Here is a 17851-nt window from a genome sequence, read left to right as displayed (position 1 = left end):
GCTTGATGGAAATAAACTTCCAAACTCAATTTAGTTGTTTTGAATTTTTATTTCTTTGCATTACGGTGATTTTTGTTGCATTCGGGTGGAATTGTTAAAAACACTCAGGCGATCACCCCATTACAATTTGTTACATCTATTAATATTATGTATTTACATGATGTGATCTATATCGCGTTAGTTTGTGATTGAATTGTTTAGTTTTTATCAATTTTTATAAAGACAGACATCATAGTGGGTTAACCTGCATCACAGCAATGGTGGGATCATGGAGAAAACCGTATCAAACCTGATAGCCAGAGGTACATTACAGTTATTGGAAGACAATGGTGTTGATACCAGCAAGATAACTGAACGATGCGGTATAAGCCGGTATGAAATCGAACGGGATGGTGGAAGATTATCGGAAAATCAACACTATAGATTTATGCTGGAATCCGCTAACCATGATCAGTTCCTGGCCGAAGATATGCTGGAATATTGCATATCATACGGTCCGGTAAATACAAGTTACAGTGCCTACCCTGATTTAATGGGGTTTTGTCTTAATCAAACGACGGCTAATGCTGCGATTACCAGCTTTATTGAAAACAGAGTAATAATCGGGAATTGTGATTCAGTCATTGTGACCCGGGGCGATAAGAAAACAAAAATAGAATATGTCAACTTGGGGCCCAGTCAGGTTGGCAATTGCTCTGCAATTGGTAATTTCATGATGTTACACAGTCTGATAAATTCATACACATCCCCAGGTAATATCAAAGTCGGCTTTGTTGGCTCAAGACAGGAAAGAAAAGGACTGCTGAATACTTTCTTTGAAAGCAAGTGTGAATTTGATCACCAAAGCAACTTTATGATTATAGACAACACTCTTTTGGATAAAGAAGTTAATAGTTCAAATGCAGCGCTCCATCTGATACAAAAAACCGGTTTGAATAAAAAAAGAGCCGAACTGGAAAAGACTAAATCGCTATCAGGCACAGTCCTGAAACTCATTGAGCATTCAATTTCTTTCCTCAGATCTGAATCTGATATTCATATTATGAATGATGTGTGTCTGACATTAAAAATGAGCCGCTGGACATTAAATGATAAATTAAAAAACGAAAACACCTCTTTTACTGATCTGCTCAAGTCGGTCAGGCTTAAAATAGCCTGTTCGTTACTGGTGGAAACCAATAAGAGCATACAGGAGATCAGCGAACTGGTCTGTTTTTCTTCTCAATCGGTATTTTCGCGTTTTTTCAAATTAAATCTGAACATGTCGCCTCTGGTTTATAGGAACAAGAATTTAAGTAACGCCATCAAGTAGCCCGGCCTGCAAAGTGAACTATATTTTAAAGAGTTCATCATCCGCTCACCTCTCAACTATGGTTCAGTCCATAACGCTGATATCGCTTGCAGGAGGTCTCACAATGAAGTCCATTTTTTCTATTCCACTGTTATTTCTGCTGTTTTCTCCCGTAGTGAATGCAGTGCCGGAGGGGCCGTCAAACCGACACGCCGAGTTTATTGCGCTGAAAGGTGCTGAAGCCTCAAATTTCAAAGTTCCCGATACTTCCCGTCTGATGCGAACCCTGGATCTGAAGAAGGCCAACGCGATATCTAAACGATACCAGCAATGGCTGGGTGACGCCGAAGTGCTGGGAGGGCAGCTGACGGTCTTGACTACTCCGGCCGGTGAGACAGTGGCTGTGATTGGTGCGCATTATCCGGGCCTGATGTCGACGAATGACATCAAGATTAATGATAAAGCCGTTCAGGCTGTTGCTGTCAAAAACATTGGCAATGCAGGTAAATGGTCAACTAAATTGATGATCAACCCGGCTGATGGCCGCTATTTCTATAATGTTGAAAATCAGCGTGCGGATAGCCGCTGGTTTTACTGGATTGACGCAACAAATGGATCAGTTGTAAACGCGTATGATGGCCTGACCACTGGCTCGGGTATTGGCGTGGATGGCAATATCAAGAGCCTGCTGGATACAACCTGGACTGGTTCGCAGTATCAGATGATTTCGGCCGATGGTCGTCAGAAAACCTATGACGCCAAAAATAAAAGCATCCTACCCGGCATTCTCGCGGTTGATAGTGATGATAACTGGAACCTTCCTGGTACAACCTCTCCCGGGCAACCCGCATTGGTCGATGCACATTTCTTTGCCAACGTGACAGACGACTATTATCAGAATATTCACGACTTCAACTGGATGAGTAAATACCCGCAAGGCATGGTGTCCTCGGCGCATTTAAAACGTAAATATAACAATGCCTATTGGAACGGAACGCAGGTGGCTTATGGTGATGGCGATGGCATTACCTTCATTAATTTCTCCGGTGATTTGGATGTGGTCGCCCATGAGTTAACGCACGGTGTGACCGAAGCCACGAGTAACCTGATTTATCAGAATGAATCCGGCGCTTTAAATGAAGCCTTTTCCGATATTATGGGAACGAATACGGAGTATTATTTTGGTACCGGAAATTGGACCATCGGTGAAGATATTACCCCGGGCGATAACGGCATCCGGAATATGGAAGATCCAACGGAAGATGGTTATCCGGATAATTATGCGGATCGGTATACCGGAACACCGGATAACGGTGGCGTCCATATCAACAGCAGTATCGTCAATCATTGGTATTATCTGCTGGCGACAGAAACCGGCGGTATAGGTCTGTCAGCTGCTGACCAGATCGCGTATAAAAGCTTTACCTCGTTAAATTCCACTGCCGATTTTTGTGATGCCCGCGCGGCCACTATCGCCGTAGCAACAAACAGTGAGGAAAGTCATGTTACTGCGGCTTGGGATCTGGTAGGCGTTACCGAGGCGATATGTGGTGCCAGCAGTGACCCCGGCACGGGCGATGCGCCGATCATTTCGGATGTGAGCAGTACCAAGCTAAAAGGTTTACAGTTCCGGATCTCATGGACGACCAATGAACCGGCAACGACCGAAGTCTCATTCACCTGCTGCGGAACGTATGTGAAAAATGAATTTGTCACCAGCCATTCCTATACCTTCAGCGGGACCAAAGGTGCTGTCTATACGTATTACGTCAGTTCTACGGATGTAGATAAAAACAAAACAACCGCCGGGCCGTTTACGCATCAGAACTGAGTTCGCCGGATAATTTCTGAAACCCCGCCAGGTTATATTCCAGCCTGACGGGGTGACAGAATAAGCCAAAGATATAAATTTAAATTATGAGTCAGATATAAAATCGTGATTGGTCTTATATCTGATCTGCCTTCATTATCCTTTCCAACGCAGCAGATGGCGCACAACCTCCTCTGCCTGTAAATCAAACCCGATAGCGACACTGAAAGGATAATACTCATGAGTAATATCGTATGGCCAAAAGGCTATATTCCTGGCTTCACCGATAACTACGTTTCTAACGAAATCACCCTGGTTGGTATCAATGCCACCGATGTCTGGGCTTCGCTGATTGATACCACCTTATGGACGCAGTATTACAGCAATGCTTCTGACATTCGTTTTTACAATATTCCTGGCCCTGTTCTGGCGGAAAATGCCCGTTTCCGTTTCACGACCTTTGGTTTTCTGGTGGAGGCCGAAGTGGTGGAATTCGTGCCGCCGGTTGACGGTCAGCCAGCGCGCATCGCCTGGCACGGTTGGGTGGAAGGCAGTACGCCGGAAGAACGTCTGGATGTGCATCACGCGTGGTTGTTTGAAGATCTGTCCGACGACCGGGTCCGCATCCTGACACAGGAAACCCAGAACGGAGGCCCGGCAAAAGCACTGGCCAGCGATCCGAAAGAGCCGATGTTGAATGCGCATCAGGAATGGATCCGCGGTTTAGGGGAAATGGCGCTGAAAAGGAATTACATGTCTTGAATCATGTTCCGATCAAAGATATAAATCCAATAACCATTCTTTAAATAAGATATAAACATGCGTGATATCAGAACACTTGATCTCAACTTGTTGAAAACATTGGATGCGTTACTTGATGAGCGGAGTGTCACCCGGGCGGCGGCACGGCTCGCCCTCACCCAGCCTGCAGTCAGTAGTATGCTGACCCGGTTACGGGAAAGTTTTGATGATCCGCTTTTTGTCCGTACGCAGCGAGGCATTATTCCTACGCCAAGAGCGCAGGCACTCGCTGCGCCGGTTAAACGGTTACTCGAAGAAATAAATCAGTTGCTGCAGTCTGAATCGTTCGAACCTGCGACGGCGACGAATACCTTTACCATTGCCGCCACCGATTATGCTTTGCAGGCGATCATCGTCCCGTTTATGACGCGGCTGCGGCAGCATGCACCTTATGTTCGTCTGTCGGTCAGAACCATCGAAGATGAGCGGATACAAACCCAGCTGGAAACCGGTCAGGTCGATATTGCCCTGATGACACCGGAAACCACGCCACCTGATTTACACGCCCGTCGGTTGTTTGATGAACGGTATGTCTGTACTTTCCGCAAAGATCATCCGGTGATGCAATTACCGCTGACACTGGATCAGTTCTGTACGGCCAATCATGCTATTGTTTCCTATCTAGGTGGCGCTTTTCGCGGCGCGACTGACGTCGCACTTGAAAAGATGGGACGCGCCCGCAATGTCACACTGTCCATCTCCAGCTTTCTGGTACTGACGGAAATACTGCGGACCAGCGATCTGATTGCGGTCGTGCCGGAAAAACTGGTTCAGCATCAGGCCGACCTTTGTGTGACCGAACCGCCGCTGGCGATCCCGGGGTTTACCAAAGTGGCGGCCTGGCATGAACGAACCCACCATGACCCGGCGCATCAGTGGCTCCGGGCTTTATTATTTGACTTGGATAGCTATGTTTAACCGACTGGATTATCTGAAAATTTTCTGTGCTGCGGCACAACAGCGCACATTTCGCGATGCGGCTCTCAAGCTGAATGTTTCCCCGCAGGTTGTTACCCGGTGCATCAAAGAGCTGGAATCCGAGCTTGGAGAAATTCTGTTTGTCAGAAGCACGCGGAATATCAAAATCACGACCTTCGGCGAGCAGTTTTTCGAAAAGGCCAAATCGGCCCTGACGGTGCTGGATGATGTTTTTCACAACACGCCTCATGAGAACCTGCCGGTTAAAATTACGGCGCCGCCCTCCTATGCAAAACAGTTCCTGATCCCTGTTCTGGCAAAGATCTCGCGGGAGTATCCTGAGATTCAGTTTGATTTGCGTCTGACCAATCAGATAGCGGATGTGGTGGAAGATAAAATCGATATCGGGATCCGGGCCGGACGCCCTATCACGGACAACCGTTTTGTTGCCCGTCAGGTGTGTAAGGTTAATCATGTTGTAGTTGGTACGCCTGAGCTGATTGCTCGCGTTGGCAAACCGACGTGTATTGAAGATCTGCAGCATCTGCCCGTGACGACCATGTTCGATAACAACCGGAATCAGCCCTGGGAATGGTTTTTCAAAGAAAATCAGAGTTTCAGGCCGGAAGCGCCGGTGCTCATCAGTGATGATGCGGATGCGGAACTTGAAGCGGTTCTGAGCGGTATTGGGTTTGGTCAGATTTCGGTGTCAGTTGCGGCAGCCTACATTCAGCGAGGTGTGCTTGTGCCGGTGTTAACCGAGTTTGAATTGCTAGATGAATGGGATGTATACATTTACCGCCCGCAAAGCGGCCCTGTACCATCCCGGGTCCGGATCATCTTCGATGCTCTGGTTCAGCATTTTCAGGATCCGGACTTCTTTCCGGTGCGGATTCCGGAAACCGCAGTCTGAATCAGTCTGCCGTCAACCGAACCACAAATGAGGCAATGCCAGCGACGGTTGCCAATGCCGTCACCGCCACCCAGCCATAGCTCGCATAGCCATGGCTGGCAATAAATCCGCCCAGCGACATCCCGATAAAGACGCTCACAACCAGTACAGCATTCAACCGGCTTAATGCGGACGGATCGACCTGATATATCAACGTCTGATGCGCAATAAATGTCGCCTGAACCCCGATATCAAATAACACGGTCATCACGACCATCACGGCCAGTTGTTCCGGCACCGTCGCCCCGGTGAAGTTCATCAGCAGCATGATCAGAAAGGAGATGGCAACCAATGACGTACCAAATAAAGTCACTTTGCGGGCACCCAGCTGGTCGGCGTATTTACCGAATAGCGGCGCCATGAACGCACCGATCGCACCGGCGATCCCGAATAAACCGGCGGCGGTACTGCCCAGATGAAACGGTGCCTGATACAGCATCACCGCCAGTGTCGACCAGAATGCGCTGAAAGCGACTCCAAGCAGCCCTTGCGCCAGCGCGGCACGCTGTAATACCCGAGATCGGAACAGCAAACGGAACAGAGAAAAAATGAGCTCATGGTATGGCAGTGTCACCATAGGCTGGAACACGGGTAAAACGGCGCGCAGCATAAACGTGATACACACCATGCAGACAGCGGCAATCAGGAAGATGGATTGCCAGCCCAGCCATTCGGCCAGAAAACCGCTGGCCACGCGTGACAGCAGAACACCAATCAGAAGACCCGCCAGAACTTTACCGACATTTTTCCCCCGCTGATCAGGTTCTGACAGTGCAGCCGTCGTGGGGATCATGTCCTGCGCCAGTGTTGCCAGCAACCCGATAGCCAGACTGGTCATATAAAGCATCGAAATCGAATCCGCGAATGCGGTAATGAGCAGAGCCCCGCTTAACAACACGCCTTTGACGGTGATCAACCCGCGACGATCAACACAGTCACCTAATGGCGTCAGCAATAACATGCCACAGGCATAGCCCAGTTGCGTCACGGTGGGAAGATAACCCACCTGTTCACTACTCACATTCAGTTGTGACATCAGCAGCCCTAACAGAGGCTGGCAATAATACATGGATGCTACTGCCAGCCCGGATGTTATCGCCAGTAATACGGTTCTGGCGGGTGTCAGAGTATGGCTTGATAACGCGTCAGCATTGCTCATAAAGAATCACTAAAAAGATAGAAAAGACAGCCTATTATTCCCGATACAGCAAGAAAGGGTTATTCAGATTTTTGATCTTTATAATTCCTGCAGCAGGAATAAATACTCAGATAATAGCGGATTATTCCGATGCCTGTATGCAGCTCTGATAAGCCCTGCCGACCTGTGTCCGGAGATAATCAGCCGTCACCTCTGCCCGGCAGGAAAGTGGCCATTCTGCCCGGTGGATAAGCCAGAGCTGATCCACTACCGAAACGCCGCAATCCATTACCGCGATCTCATCTTGCCGGGAAAATGCCTGCCGGGCATAACAAGGCAGCACGGTAAACCCTAATCCGCGTGCTACCGGCTCAAGCAATAACCCAACCTGATTACAATATCCTTTCACCGGTACAGAGCGGATACCCGCATTACCGGGAAAACGACGGCTGAATAAACGGGTGGCCATCGCCTGCCCGTCCGGATGATCAATAAATCCAAGATCCATCAGATCAGCCCATGTGCAGAGCTTATGATCTGCCGGCGCAACCAGCTCCAGCGTTTCCTCTGCAAACGGGGTGGCCATAATTCGGGGGTCGTCCGGTTTAAATGTCAGTATCCCCAACTCATACTGATTATTCAGCACCGCCTCCAGCACTTCGGCATCAGGCGCAAAACGATGACGAACCGATAAATCCGGATGCTGTATCTGCCACTCCAGCAGCATAGGATAAATCAGCAAACCGATACTGCCGGGTGTGATAATACGGATTTCGCCATGTTCGGCATCCGTTTCTGTCAGCCTGAGCGTCAGCCGGTTACTCGCCTGCTCCATCTCCAGCGCGTAATCCAGCAATGCCTGACCAGCCGGCGTGATGTCAAGCTGACGCCCTTTTCTGACAAATAAAGCACCAAACTCGCTCTCCAGATGCCGTAAATGCTGACTCACCGCAGCCTGTGTCAGACCGAGCCGGTCTGCTGTCTTTGTGAAATGACGCAATTCAGCCAGGACCGAGAATGTCCTTAACCATTGGGGATTAATCATAAGAAACTCTTATCAAATTCATAATGGTTGGATAGTTTTCATTATGAATAGTCTAGCATACGCTTACACCATTAAGCATCGTTAGAGATTGATAGATGATAAATGACGGAATGAATCCCGGTTTCTGCCGGGCATGGATATGGCATGACAGTGATTCACTTCAGACGCTGAAACAGGAATCTGTCGCCTTGCCGGCTATGGCCGCTGATGATGTGCTGGTTCGTAATTTCGCGATCGGATTAAACCCGGTTGACTGGAAAGTGCTGGATATAAAACATGGCCTAGCTCCCGGTGTCGATGGTGCCGGCGTTGTCGTTGCTGCAGGTGAAAATGTTCAGACTTCTCTGATGGGTCAACGGGTTGCATATCACCAGAATCTGCACCGGCCCGGCAGTTTTGCCGAATATACCCCGATCAAAGCAACGGTACTGATCCGCATCCCTAATGAAATTGATTATGCCACCGCAGCCAGTATCCCCTGCCCCGCGCTAACAGCCTGGCAGGCACTGGAAAAGATCCCGAGCAAATCCGGCCGATCATTGCTGATCAGCGGCGCTGGTGGATCCGTGGGCCACTATCTGACGCAATTGGCGGTATCCCGTGGTTTTGAGGTCAGTGTCATGGCAAACCCGCGTCATCGCGAAAATCTGATGGATCTCGGTGCGCAGCATTTTCTGGATAGCCAGCGGCTGCCAGCGCTGTTGCAGCAGAAACAGAAACCTCAATTCTATGCTGTCATCGATACCGTCAGCCCGGCACGTTCGGCTGATTTAGTCGCGTTAATTCAGGCGAATGGCCACCTGGTTTCGATTCAGGGCCGCCCCGACCAATGGCCAACCCAACCTTTCAGCCAGGCCATCTCACTGCACGAAGTCGCATTAGGCGCATTGCATCAGTATGGCGATGGCGCAGCCTGGCAGGAATTAACCGAAGCCGGAGAAGTTCTGCTACGGAAGATCGCGTCAGGACACCTGCGGACAGAACAGATCCACACTTGCAGTTTCGCTGAAATTCAGCAAAAGCTGGAAGCGCTTAAAAACCGTAATTTTTCAGGAAAACTGGTTGCCACCATCTAAAGATCAGACATAACAGAGAGAACACAATGTCAGCACTATTTTCACCGTTCCAATTAAAAGATGTGACACTCCGTAACCGCATTGCCATTCCGCCTATGTGCCAATACAAAGCGGTGGATGGGATGATCAACGAATGGCACGAAGTCCATTACACCAGCCTAGGCAGAGGCGGTGCCGGACTGGTCATTGTTGAAGCAACCGCCGTGTCACCGGAAGGACGGATCACGCCGCATTGTGCCGGCATCTGGAATGATGAACAGGCCGCAGCGCTGGCGCGGGTTGCCCGTAGCATCAAGGCCGGTGGCGCCGTACCGGGGATCCAGATCGCCCATGCGGGCCGTAAAGCCAGTGCCAATATCCCATGGGAAGGTGACGACCATATTATGGACAATGCTCGTGGCTGGGAAACCATCGCCCCTTCCGCGGTTGCCTTTGGGGCAAATCTGCCTAAAGTGCCGAAAGCGATGAGCATTGACGACATTAACCGGGTAAAAAATGACTTTGTTAATGCCGCCCGCCGAGCGCGTGATGCCGGATTTGAATGGCTGGAATTGCATTTTGCGCACGGTTATCTGGCGCAGAGCTTCTTCTCTGTGCATGCCAACCAGCGTACGGATCAGTACGGCGGTGATTTTGCCGGCCGCAGCCGTTTCCTGCTGGAAACACTGGCGGCGGTGCGTGAAGTCTGGCCGGAAAATCTGCCGCTCACGGCCCGTTTTGGTGTCATCGAATATGATGGCCGGGATGAAGAAACACTGGCAGAGTCCATTGAGCTGACCAAACTGTTCCGCAATAACGGCTTGGATATGCTCAATGTCAGTGTCGGCTTCTCAACGCCGGATGCCAAGATCCCATGGGGATCGGCATTCCTGGCACCGGTGGCCCAGCGTGTGCGTCAGGAGGCCAATCTGCCGGTGGCTTCATCCTGGGGAATTGATGACCCGGTTGTTGCCAACAAAACCGTCGAAGACGGACAACTGGATCTGGTGATGATTGGCCGGGTGCATCTGGCCAATCCAAACTGGCCTTATCAGGCTGCACAGGCGCTGAAAGTAGAACGTCCGTCGTGGGTACTGCCCGCCCCTTATGCGCACTGGCTCGAACGTTATAAGCGCTGAACGTTTTTCAGATGCCATAAAGTAAAAATGAATGGGCTCCGTATTATTGGAGCTCATTATCTCTTGGCAAAACGCCCCCGCTAATTGTTTCTGGGGCCATCTTCTATTGATGTGATCACCCCATCGACCACAGTGACCAGTCCGAGCAGCCGGTCCTTCCCCATATCAATGGTCAGCGTTTCCTTGATAACCGCAGTTCTGAACCCGTATTCATCTAATACGATGATTTCCTTGCTGGTACCGGTGATAGGTTCCCCGCATTTCATCACTAATTCGAACTTGGTATCACCGACCGAAATCAGTGAATTGCCACAGCGTAATGTACTATCTGCCGAGGCGGTGGCAGAAACAATCAACGTGGCTAAAGCCAGTAATTTCGGGTTCATACAAATCTCGATTGCATCTGTCATACACCCTCTATTTATACTCCATAATTCACTTCATTCATATGCAGAACATCCGGATCGGCGACCTGTTTTTTGCTGCGGGGTATTACCCTCATTCCTGTCAGAGCGACTCCATCATGCCATCCTGTTCAGGCACCTCTTTTTTCAGGTATGCCTCTGCACTCAAGCCCAGTAACTCCTGGACGGTCGAAGCAATCGTGATCGAGGACACCGTACCGACCAATACCCCGATAAACAGAATAAAAGAGAACGAAAACAATGCTTCGCCACCAAATAGCAGCAATGCGCTCACGGTGAATAAGGTTGTTCCCGAGGTGATCAGTGTCCGGCTGAAAGTAGCCCGTATCGCCCTATTGGAACATTGGTAAATATTTCCGGCTGACGGACTTCGCAGCAGATCGCGTAAGCGATCGGAAATCACAATGCTGTCATTCAGAGAATAACCAATTACCGCCATTAAGCCGGCGATCACATTGAGATCGAATTCGATCTGCATAAATGACAATACCCCCAGGGCGATCACCGCATCGTGCAACACGGAGAGCAGCACCCCCACGGCTTGTCGCCATTCAAAACGAAACGCCAGATATACCGAAATCGCGATGGATGCCGCCAGCAGCGCCAGTAGTCCCTGCTCAAACAATTCGGCTCCGACCTGTGGCCCGATAATGGTGGTTTTACTCAATTCAACCGGCAGATTCAGATCCTGACTGATTTGCTGCACCAGTTCGGTCGCCACAAACCCGCTGTCCTGCGGCGGTAGTTTGACCAGCCAGTCGCCTGGTACGCCGTTATACTGCAGCTGAATGTGGTCCGACAATGATGGATCCAGTAACGCATTCAGTTCCACTGCGTTTTTCAGGGTTTGGATCTTGAGCTCCAGCAATACCCCGCCAGTAAAATCCAGCCCAAGGTGCAGGCCATAGATCGAAAGAATAATGGCGGACGATAAGGTCAGAACGATAGAAAGCATCAGCCCGGCGTATCGGTAATGGGTCAGTGTTAATACACGGAAAAGATTCATCATGTTATACCCGCAGCAATTTGAGGGAACTTCTTCCCCAGATAGGATTGATGATGGCTCTGGTTCCCCAGACACCGGTCACCATGCTCGAGATGAGACCCAGGATCAGCGTAATGGCAAAGCCTTGCAGCGGGCCGGAGCCGATGCTGTAAAGCACGACAGCGCTGATCAGCGTGGTGATGTTGGCGTCAAAAATGGTGACAAACGCCGAGCGGTAGCCAAAGTTGATCGCATTGGCCAGGGTGCCGCCTTCGCGTAAACGATCCTTTATCCGCTCAAAGATCAGAACATTGGTATCGACCGCCATACCCACGGTGAGCACCAGTCCGGCGATACCGGGTAACGTCAACACGGCCCCCGGCAAGAGCGCCAGTAAACCAACCTGCATCAGTAAATTGATGACCAGCCCGGCAATTGCTACCCAGCCAAAGCGGCGGTACCAGATCAACATGAACAGCATCATGCCGGCCATGCCAAATGCCAATGCGGTGAAACCGGCTTTGATGTTTTCCGTCCCCAGGGTCGGCCCTATCGAACGTTCTTCCAGTATTTTCAGTGGCGCCGTCAGTGCACCAGCCCGCAATAACATGGACAGTTCCTGCGCTTCTGCCAGATTATCAAGCCCCGTGATCCGGAACTGATTGCCTAATGTTGTCTGTATCGTGGCGACGTTAATCACCTGGCTATTGGCTTTGAGCGAACCATCTGGCGCATTTTTATATTCGGTAAACACCGTCGACATGGCCTGACCGACATTGTTCCGGCTATACCAGTTCATTTTGTCGCCACCGGTTTTATCCAGCACAATACTGACTTGCGGACGACCCATTTCATCGGAGCCTGCTCGTGCATCCACGATATGTTCCCCGCTGAGCACGGGTTCCCGCATCATGCTGATGGTTCGGTCCGATTTATCCTGAAGTGTGTAACTACCTCTGTCGCTGACCTGATAAAAAGCCAGCGACGCGGTGGCACCAATCACATCTTTTGCCTGTTTCGGGTTATGCACCCCGGGCAACTCGATGCGGATGCCATTCTGTCCCTGACGTTGCACAGACGCTTCCACGATGCCGAGTTCATTGATTCGTTTTTTCAGAATGGAAAGGTTCTGCGTCACCCCGTTATTGATCAGGGTATTGCGCTCGGTTTCATTTAATCTGAGCACAATCCGGTTATCCTCACGCTGAGAAAGCCAGGTGTTGGTTTGTCCTGCTGTTTCCTGGCGTATTATTTTTAGCCAGGGCGCCATTTCCTGTTCCGCCGATAAGGTAATGACCACCTCATCATCACCTGTCGCTATGGTACTTCCCCGCAGTTTTTCCTTTTTAAACTGCGTGCGTAAGGTATCGGCAAAATTACGGATATGACTCTGGATAATGAAGTCGGTATCCACGCCCATCAGTAGCTGCGATCCCCCTCTGAGATCGAGCCCTAACCGGATCGGTGCTGCACCCAGCGATTGCATCCAGGCCGGAGAATCGGAGAAGTATTCCAGCGTCAGCGCACTGCTGTCATAGCCATTAAGTTCCAATAGCTGTTTAGCACGCTGCTGATCGGTTTGTGAAGAAAAAACCAGTAATGTTTTTTCCCCGGACTGGATCACGGTATCGGGAGATACCTGATTGTCCTGCAGAATGGTTTTATCTTTCCCGCCCCATGCCTGCGCGTAATGTAAGCCCAGCGCCGGTCTTTCCCCGAAAAAGGTAGGCATTGAATAAAAACTGAATGTAATAAATATCAAGGCAAGAATGGCGTATTGCCACTTGCTCATCCGGTTTCTGATGAAACCTGTATTTTTCTTCATCATGGTCTGATTCATATTCAAAAATGAAATAATCGCTACGCCGGAAAAAATTAGGCATAGATCGGTAAATAGACTTTGGGTGAGAAAAAATCAGTTTCCGGAATGAGAAAAACGGAATTGGAGGTGTTTAGGATTCCAGTAATTTGCCGGGAAGCGGGCAAATGCACCTGAGCTGGATTGATGGCGTAACGGGAGAATCAGCCATATCAACCCGGCAAGGAACAGCGCAAGCACGTCCCCGCCCCAGGTTTTGATTAAATCAAAGAGAACCGGATCAGATGTGTCATCGTCATCGCTGACCACGGAAGACAGACGTAATCTTAACTGCTGATTACTGGCGATGAACTTAAAAGAATCGCCGTTTTCCAAAAGCTGTTGCGACGCCGAATGAGAGACAGATGAAGACAACTCAATTTTAGCCGGATAAAACGCATGGGCACACAACGTCAGTCCGAGGACGAACGCGATGATGAACCACTTGAGTTTATCCATTAAGTACACGCAGTTACCTTTAAGTTGAGAACTTTGAAAGTATCATGGGTACACCACCCCGTCAAATCAGCCACTGTAACGGAGCGTAGAAATATCTTATTGATTTTTATGCTGTGCCCGGAAAGTCATCGGGCTGACCGATACATGCGATTTAAAGAAGCGGCTGAATACACTTTGCGATGAAAAGCCCATGTAATCGCCGATTTCCTGTATCGAATAGGCAGATTCTGTTAATAACCGGCACGACTCCTTCACTTTCACATCTTTTAGCAGTGACAAAAACGATGCGCTTTCATTCTGTAATCGTCTGTTCAGAGTCCATCTGCTGATATTTAACGTGTTACAGATGTGATCGAGTACGCCATGATCGTTGGTATATTGATCTTCAGAAATGGATTTCTTAATCATGTCTTTTATTAATGAGGAGAATCTATCTGTTAATTCCAGTTCAGAACATATCTCATTTAACCGATTTTCCTGCAAGATATGTAACGTGGGATTATATATACCCGATGAGATGCTGATATCCGCATATTTAAAACAGATATAATTGCTTTCCTGCCCCCACAGACATTTAGTCTTGAAGAAATCATCCAGAAGAAATGATTTTGACCTTGGTTTTCCTATAAATCCGATCTCGACACTCAAATCATGCTGATAGCTTTTCGCTATACTGTAGATCATGATAAAATTATGTATCGCCTGCGTAGCTCCAAGTTGTTCCGGCCCCATATTAACATATTCAAACCTTTTTTTATTAAAGCTTTCCGTTTTCAGAATATTATCGCAATTGCCTATAATCACCCGATATCGCATGAAAACATCAAGTGCATTTTCTGCTGTTTCTTCATTCAGACAAATACTGATAAAGTCGGGAAAATTCCGAAAGGAGCGTTCTATCACCTTTTCCAGAAATATTTCATTAATCGGTTCAATATACTGATTGGCTTTCAGCATGAAACGATAATGTTTGCTTTCCGGAATACGGCCGTTCAATTTTTCTATTTCGTAATCGGATATGCCGCAATAATCAATAATCGGTTTTGGATTAATACCATCATTTTTCAATCGGTTAAGCACATTTCGCATGATGATATTGGAAACGCTTCTGGTCATATCCTCACCCTAACTATTCAGTATTCCGGTTCGTTCATGGGATGGAGTATATGAATCATATTATGTTCAGACATGTAACGAAGTGTAAATGTCGCGTCGGCTTCACATAATCTTAACACTGCCCCTGGATGCAAAATCATTGCACCCGAACGCCAATTAATTCGGTAAGCATGCCGTTATTTTGATGACGGGATGAGTTCCGCTTTGGCAGATAACTCGTCACACGGTATTTGATAAGAATTAAAGCATGCTGAATCGATTAAAGGAATAAGACATGAGTGATTTCAAACCAAGATTGAAAATTGTCTCCATGGCGGTGCTGGTTGCGATGGCGGGAATTACCGCCTGTAATGACGACTCTTCTGACAAAACAGCGACAACCGTAAAAGACGATAACTATTACAAATCATTGGCCGAGAGCATGGTCGCCCAGATGACCACCAGTGAGAAACTGGACATTGCGTCCGGGCCGGGCATGGGCGGTACACCAATCAATCTTGAGAATAATGTATCCGGCGTTGCTGGTTATATTAACGGGGTTAAAAACGACAAGCTGGATATTCCTGCGATTAAACTGGCGGATGGCCCGGCCGGATTGCGTATTTCAGGCACCCGCGATGGTGATAGCGGTACGTATTATGCGACTGCCTGGCCAATCGGTTCCCTGCTGGCGTCTACCTGGGACACCACATTGATTGAACAGGTGGGTAAAGCGGTCGGTGAAGAAATCAAAGAATACGGTGTTGATATTCTGCTGGCACCGGGCATGAATATTCAGCGCAACCCGCTGAACGGTCGTAACTTTGAATATTATTCCGAAGACCCGTTAGTGACCGGCAGAATCGGCGCGGCCATGGTGAACGGCGTTGAATCAAACGGGGTTGGCACCACTATCAAACACTATTTTGGTAATAACTCCGAAACTAACCGCAACTCGATCAATTCTATCGGCGAGCCCCGCACCTTCCGTGAAATCTATCTGCGTGGTTTCCAGATCGCCGTGGATGAAGCGCAACCATGGGCGGTGATGACCTCTTACAACAAGGCGAACGGAACTTATGTTAACCAGCGCCGTGATACCGTCACCAGTATCCTGCGTGATGAATGGGGCTTCTCCGGTCTGGTGATGTCCGACTGGTTTGCCGGTAATGTGCGCAATGATGCCAGCTCTGCCGCCGCGCAACTGAATGCCGGTAATGATCTGATCGAACCGGGCGGACAGAAAGATAACCTGCAGGCATCCATGGACAGCGGTGATTTAACCGAAGCGCAACTGAACGAAAACGTGGTTCATATTCTGACGCAAGTGCAGAAATCCCCTTCTTACAATCATTATGTCTTTTCAAATAACCCGGATCTGAATGCCCATGCGGTGCTGGCAAGAACCGCTGCCACAGAAGGTATGGTGTTATTGCGAAATGAATCTGCCCTGCCGATTGCCGCCGCTTCTCAAAAAGTGGCCTCTTTTGGTGTGAACCAGATTGCGACCTACAAAGGCGGTACCGGCAGTGGTGACGTCAACGCAGCCTACACTGTTTCCATTGCGCAGGGTCTGGCGAATAAATTTACGGTCAACACGGATCTGGAGACCTATTACAGCGAGTTCTATGAGGCAAACAAGGTCTACCATGCCGGTCAGTTCGGTGCGGCGGGCTACTACACCTGTGCTGAAGCATCCGTGACTGATAATCAGGCGCTAACTGATCTGATCACTGCGTCTGCGCTCAGTGAAGATGTGGCGGTTATCAATATCGGCCGCCAGGCGGGTGAAGGTGCCGACAGAGCCTCTACCGAAGGCGATTATCTGCTGAGTGCGAACGAAGCCGCATTAATTGAGAAAGTGGCTGCCGCGTTCCATGCACAAGATAAAAAAGTGGTGGTTGTGCTGAACGTCAACGGCGTCATTGATACCAATTCATGGAAAAACGAAGTGGATGGCATCCTGTTAGCCTATATGGGTGGTCAGGACACAGGGAACGCGATTGCAGATGTTCTGTCCGGCGACGTGAACCCGAGTGGTAAACTGGCGCAAACCTTCCCGGCCAGCTACAACGACGTACCGTCATCCGCAACCTTCCCAGGTGTTGATACGGACGGTGATGGCAAGCCAAACGATATCTACTACAACGAAGGTATCTACGTTGGTTATCGTTACTTCAGCAGCTTTGATAAAGCTGTTTCCTATCCGTTCGGATATGGTTTGTCCTACACCGATTTCAGTTATGCCAATGCGGCAGTTACTGACAATACACTGGATGCCAAAGGTGCCGCAGGCAGCATAACGCTGACAGCCACAATTACCAACAGCGGCAGCGTTGCCGGTAAGGAAGCCGCACAGGTTTATATTTCAGCGCCGGAAGTGAAGCTGAAAAAACCAACTATCGAGCTGAAAGCCTTTGCCAAAACCAGTGAGCTGAGCGCCGGTTCCGCTGAAAAACTGACGTTCACTATCCCTGCCAAAATCCTGGCAAGCTTTGATCCATCATCCAATGCGTGGATTGTTGAACCCGGTACCTATAAAGCCTACGTCAGTCCATCGTCTGATGTATCCGATGTAGCACCGGTAACCTTCACGGTAGCAAAAGAGATCCGTGTCAGCGGTACCACCGCAGGCGCCCTGGCCCTGCCGGATGGCGTTGATGCGGCATCATTCACGACTGTATCTGAGTAATGGAGTGAGACGGGCCCTGAGGGGCCCGTTTTGTGTTTTATACCTTGAGGAGAGCTATACAAAAAATTGTTGACCTTGATCATCCTCAATTGAGAAATTCGTTGCTTCTATCCATATGCTCACCTACCTTATATCTTCAAGACGCACTCAAGTCTTAACTCTCACCGATCATCATAGAATGCGTCATA

15 protein-coding genes are annotated in these 17851 nt (G+C 49.1%); 8 read left to right on the top strand and 7 right to left on the bottom strand.

Features of this window, described 5'->3' with window-relative positions; translation table 11 throughout:
* Window positions 1-268 precede the first annotated feature (268 nt).
* The 5 genes from HNR75_RS03025 to HNR75_RS03005 all read left to right on the top strand — a co-directional run bounded on the left by HNR75_RS03025 (window position 269) and on the right by HNR75_RS03005 (window position 5733).
* Window positions 269-1312, top strand: a complete 1044-nt coding sequence (locus HNR75_RS03025) for a helix-turn-helix domain-containing protein (RefSeq protein ID WP_188025551.1) — start codon at window positions 269-271, stop codon at window positions 1310-1312.
* A gap of 103 nt (window positions 1313-1415) precedes the next feature.
* Window positions 1416-3122 carry a M4 family metallopeptidase gene (locus HNR75_RS03020; protein WP_223157743.1) on the top strand — a complete coding sequence of 569 codons (1707 nt, stop codon included), beginning with the start codon at window positions 1416-1418 and terminating at the stop codon, window positions 3120-3122.
* Window positions 3123-3341: 219 nt separating this feature from the next.
* Window positions 3342-3863 (top strand): SRPBCC family protein, encoded by a 522-nt coding sequence (locus HNR75_RS03015; protein ID WP_223157742.1) that lies wholly within the window; start codon window positions 3342-3344, stop codon window positions 3861-3863.
* Window positions 3864-3920: 57 nt separating this feature from the next.
* Window positions 3921-4820 carry a LysR family transcriptional regulator gene (locus HNR75_RS03010; RefSeq protein ID WP_188025549.1) on the top strand — a complete coding sequence of 300 codons (900 nt, stop codon included), beginning with the start codon at window positions 3921-3923 and terminating at the stop codon, window positions 4818-4820.
* Complete coding sequence (locus tag HNR75_RS03005) at window positions 4813-5733, top strand: LysR family transcriptional regulator (protein WP_188025548.1); 921 nt, start codon at window positions 4813-4815, stop codon at window positions 5731-5733. The genes HNR75_RS03010 and HNR75_RS03005 overlap by 8 nt, the downstream gene beginning before the upstream one ends.
* A gap of 1 nt (window position 5734) precedes the next feature.
* Here HNR75_RS03005 and HNR75_RS03000 read toward each other — a convergent pair whose 3' ends face one another.
* Together HNR75_RS03000 and HNR75_RS02995 are read right to left on the bottom strand one after the other, a co-directional pair.
* Entirely contained in the window at window positions 5735-6931 is a 1197-nt protein-coding gene (locus tag HNR75_RS03000; RefSeq protein ID WP_188025547.1) for an MFS transporter, read from the bottom strand.
* 121 nt (window positions 6932-7052) lie between these two features.
* Window positions 7053-7955, bottom strand: a complete 903-nt coding sequence (locus HNR75_RS02995; protein WP_188025546.1) for a LysR family transcriptional regulator — start codon at window positions 7953-7955, stop codon at window positions 7053-7055.
* Between the two features lie 95 nt (window positions 7956-8050).
* Here HNR75_RS02995 and HNR75_RS02990 point away from each other — a divergent pair, with 95 nt between their 5' ends.
* Together HNR75_RS02990 and HNR75_RS02985 are read left to right on the top strand one after the other, a co-directional pair.
* Complete coding sequence (locus tag HNR75_RS02990) at window positions 8051-9031, top strand: zinc-binding dehydrogenase (protein ID WP_223157741.1); 981 nt, start codon at window positions 8051-8053, stop codon at window positions 9029-9031.
* A gap of 26 nt (window positions 9032-9057) precedes the next feature.
* Window positions 9058-10149 (top strand): NADH:flavin oxidoreductase/NADH oxidase, encoded by a 1092-nt coding sequence (locus HNR75_RS02985; protein ID WP_188025545.1) that lies wholly within the window; start codon window positions 9058-9060, stop codon window positions 10147-10149.
* 80 nt (window positions 10150-10229) lie between these two features.
* Here HNR75_RS02985 and HNR75_RS02980 read toward each other — a convergent pair whose 3' ends face one another.
* The 5 genes from HNR75_RS02980 to HNR75_RS02960 all read right to left on the bottom strand — a co-directional run bounded on the left by HNR75_RS02980 (window position 10230) and on the right by HNR75_RS02960 (window position 14992).
* Window positions 10230-10559, bottom strand: coding sequence for a DUF2845 domain-containing protein (locus HNR75_RS02980; protein WP_188025544.1), 330 nt, complete (start codon window positions 10557-10559; stop codon window positions 10230-10232).
* 97 nt (window positions 10560-10656) lie between these two features.
* The gene (gene secF / locus HNR75_RS02975) at window positions 10657-11583 is read right to left on the bottom strand and encodes a protein translocase subunit SecF (protein WP_188025543.1); all 927 of its coding nucleotides are present in this window, start codon (window positions 11581-11583) and stop codon (window positions 10657-10659) included.
* A 1-nt stretch (window position 11584) separates the two neighbouring features.
* Complete coding sequence (gene secD / locus HNR75_RS02970) at window positions 11585-13384, bottom strand: protein translocase subunit SecD (RefSeq protein WP_188025816.1); 1800 nt, start codon at window positions 13382-13384, stop codon at window positions 11585-11587.
* A gap of 90 nt (window positions 13385-13474) precedes the next feature.
* Window positions 13475-13876, bottom strand: a complete 402-nt coding sequence (locus HNR75_RS02965; RefSeq protein WP_188025542.1) for a hypothetical protein — start codon at window positions 13874-13876, stop codon at window positions 13475-13477.
* A gap of 96 nt (window positions 13877-13972) precedes the next feature.
* Window positions 13973-14992 (bottom strand): helix-turn-helix domain-containing protein, encoded by a 1020-nt coding sequence (locus HNR75_RS02960; protein ID WP_188025541.1) that lies wholly within the window; start codon window positions 14990-14992, stop codon window positions 13973-13975.
* 274 nt (window positions 14993-15266) lie between these two features.
* Here HNR75_RS02960 and HNR75_RS02955 point away from each other — a divergent pair, with 274 nt between their 5' ends.
* Window positions 15267-17663 carry a glycoside hydrolase family 3 C-terminal domain-containing protein gene (locus HNR75_RS02955; protein ID WP_188025540.1) on the top strand — a complete coding sequence of 799 codons (2397 nt, stop codon included), beginning with the start codon at window positions 15267-15269 and terminating at the stop codon, window positions 17661-17663.
* Window positions 17664-17851: the final 188 nt, after the last annotated feature.

This window comes from Tolumonas osonensis (genome assembly GCF_014202415.1).
Taxonomy (GTDB): Bacteria; Pseudomonadota; Gammaproteobacteria; order Enterobacterales; family Aeromonadaceae; genus Tolumonas; species Tolumonas osonensis.
Note: the sequence above shows the minus strand (reverse complement) of the source record. Positions and strands in the feature narration are given on the sequence as shown.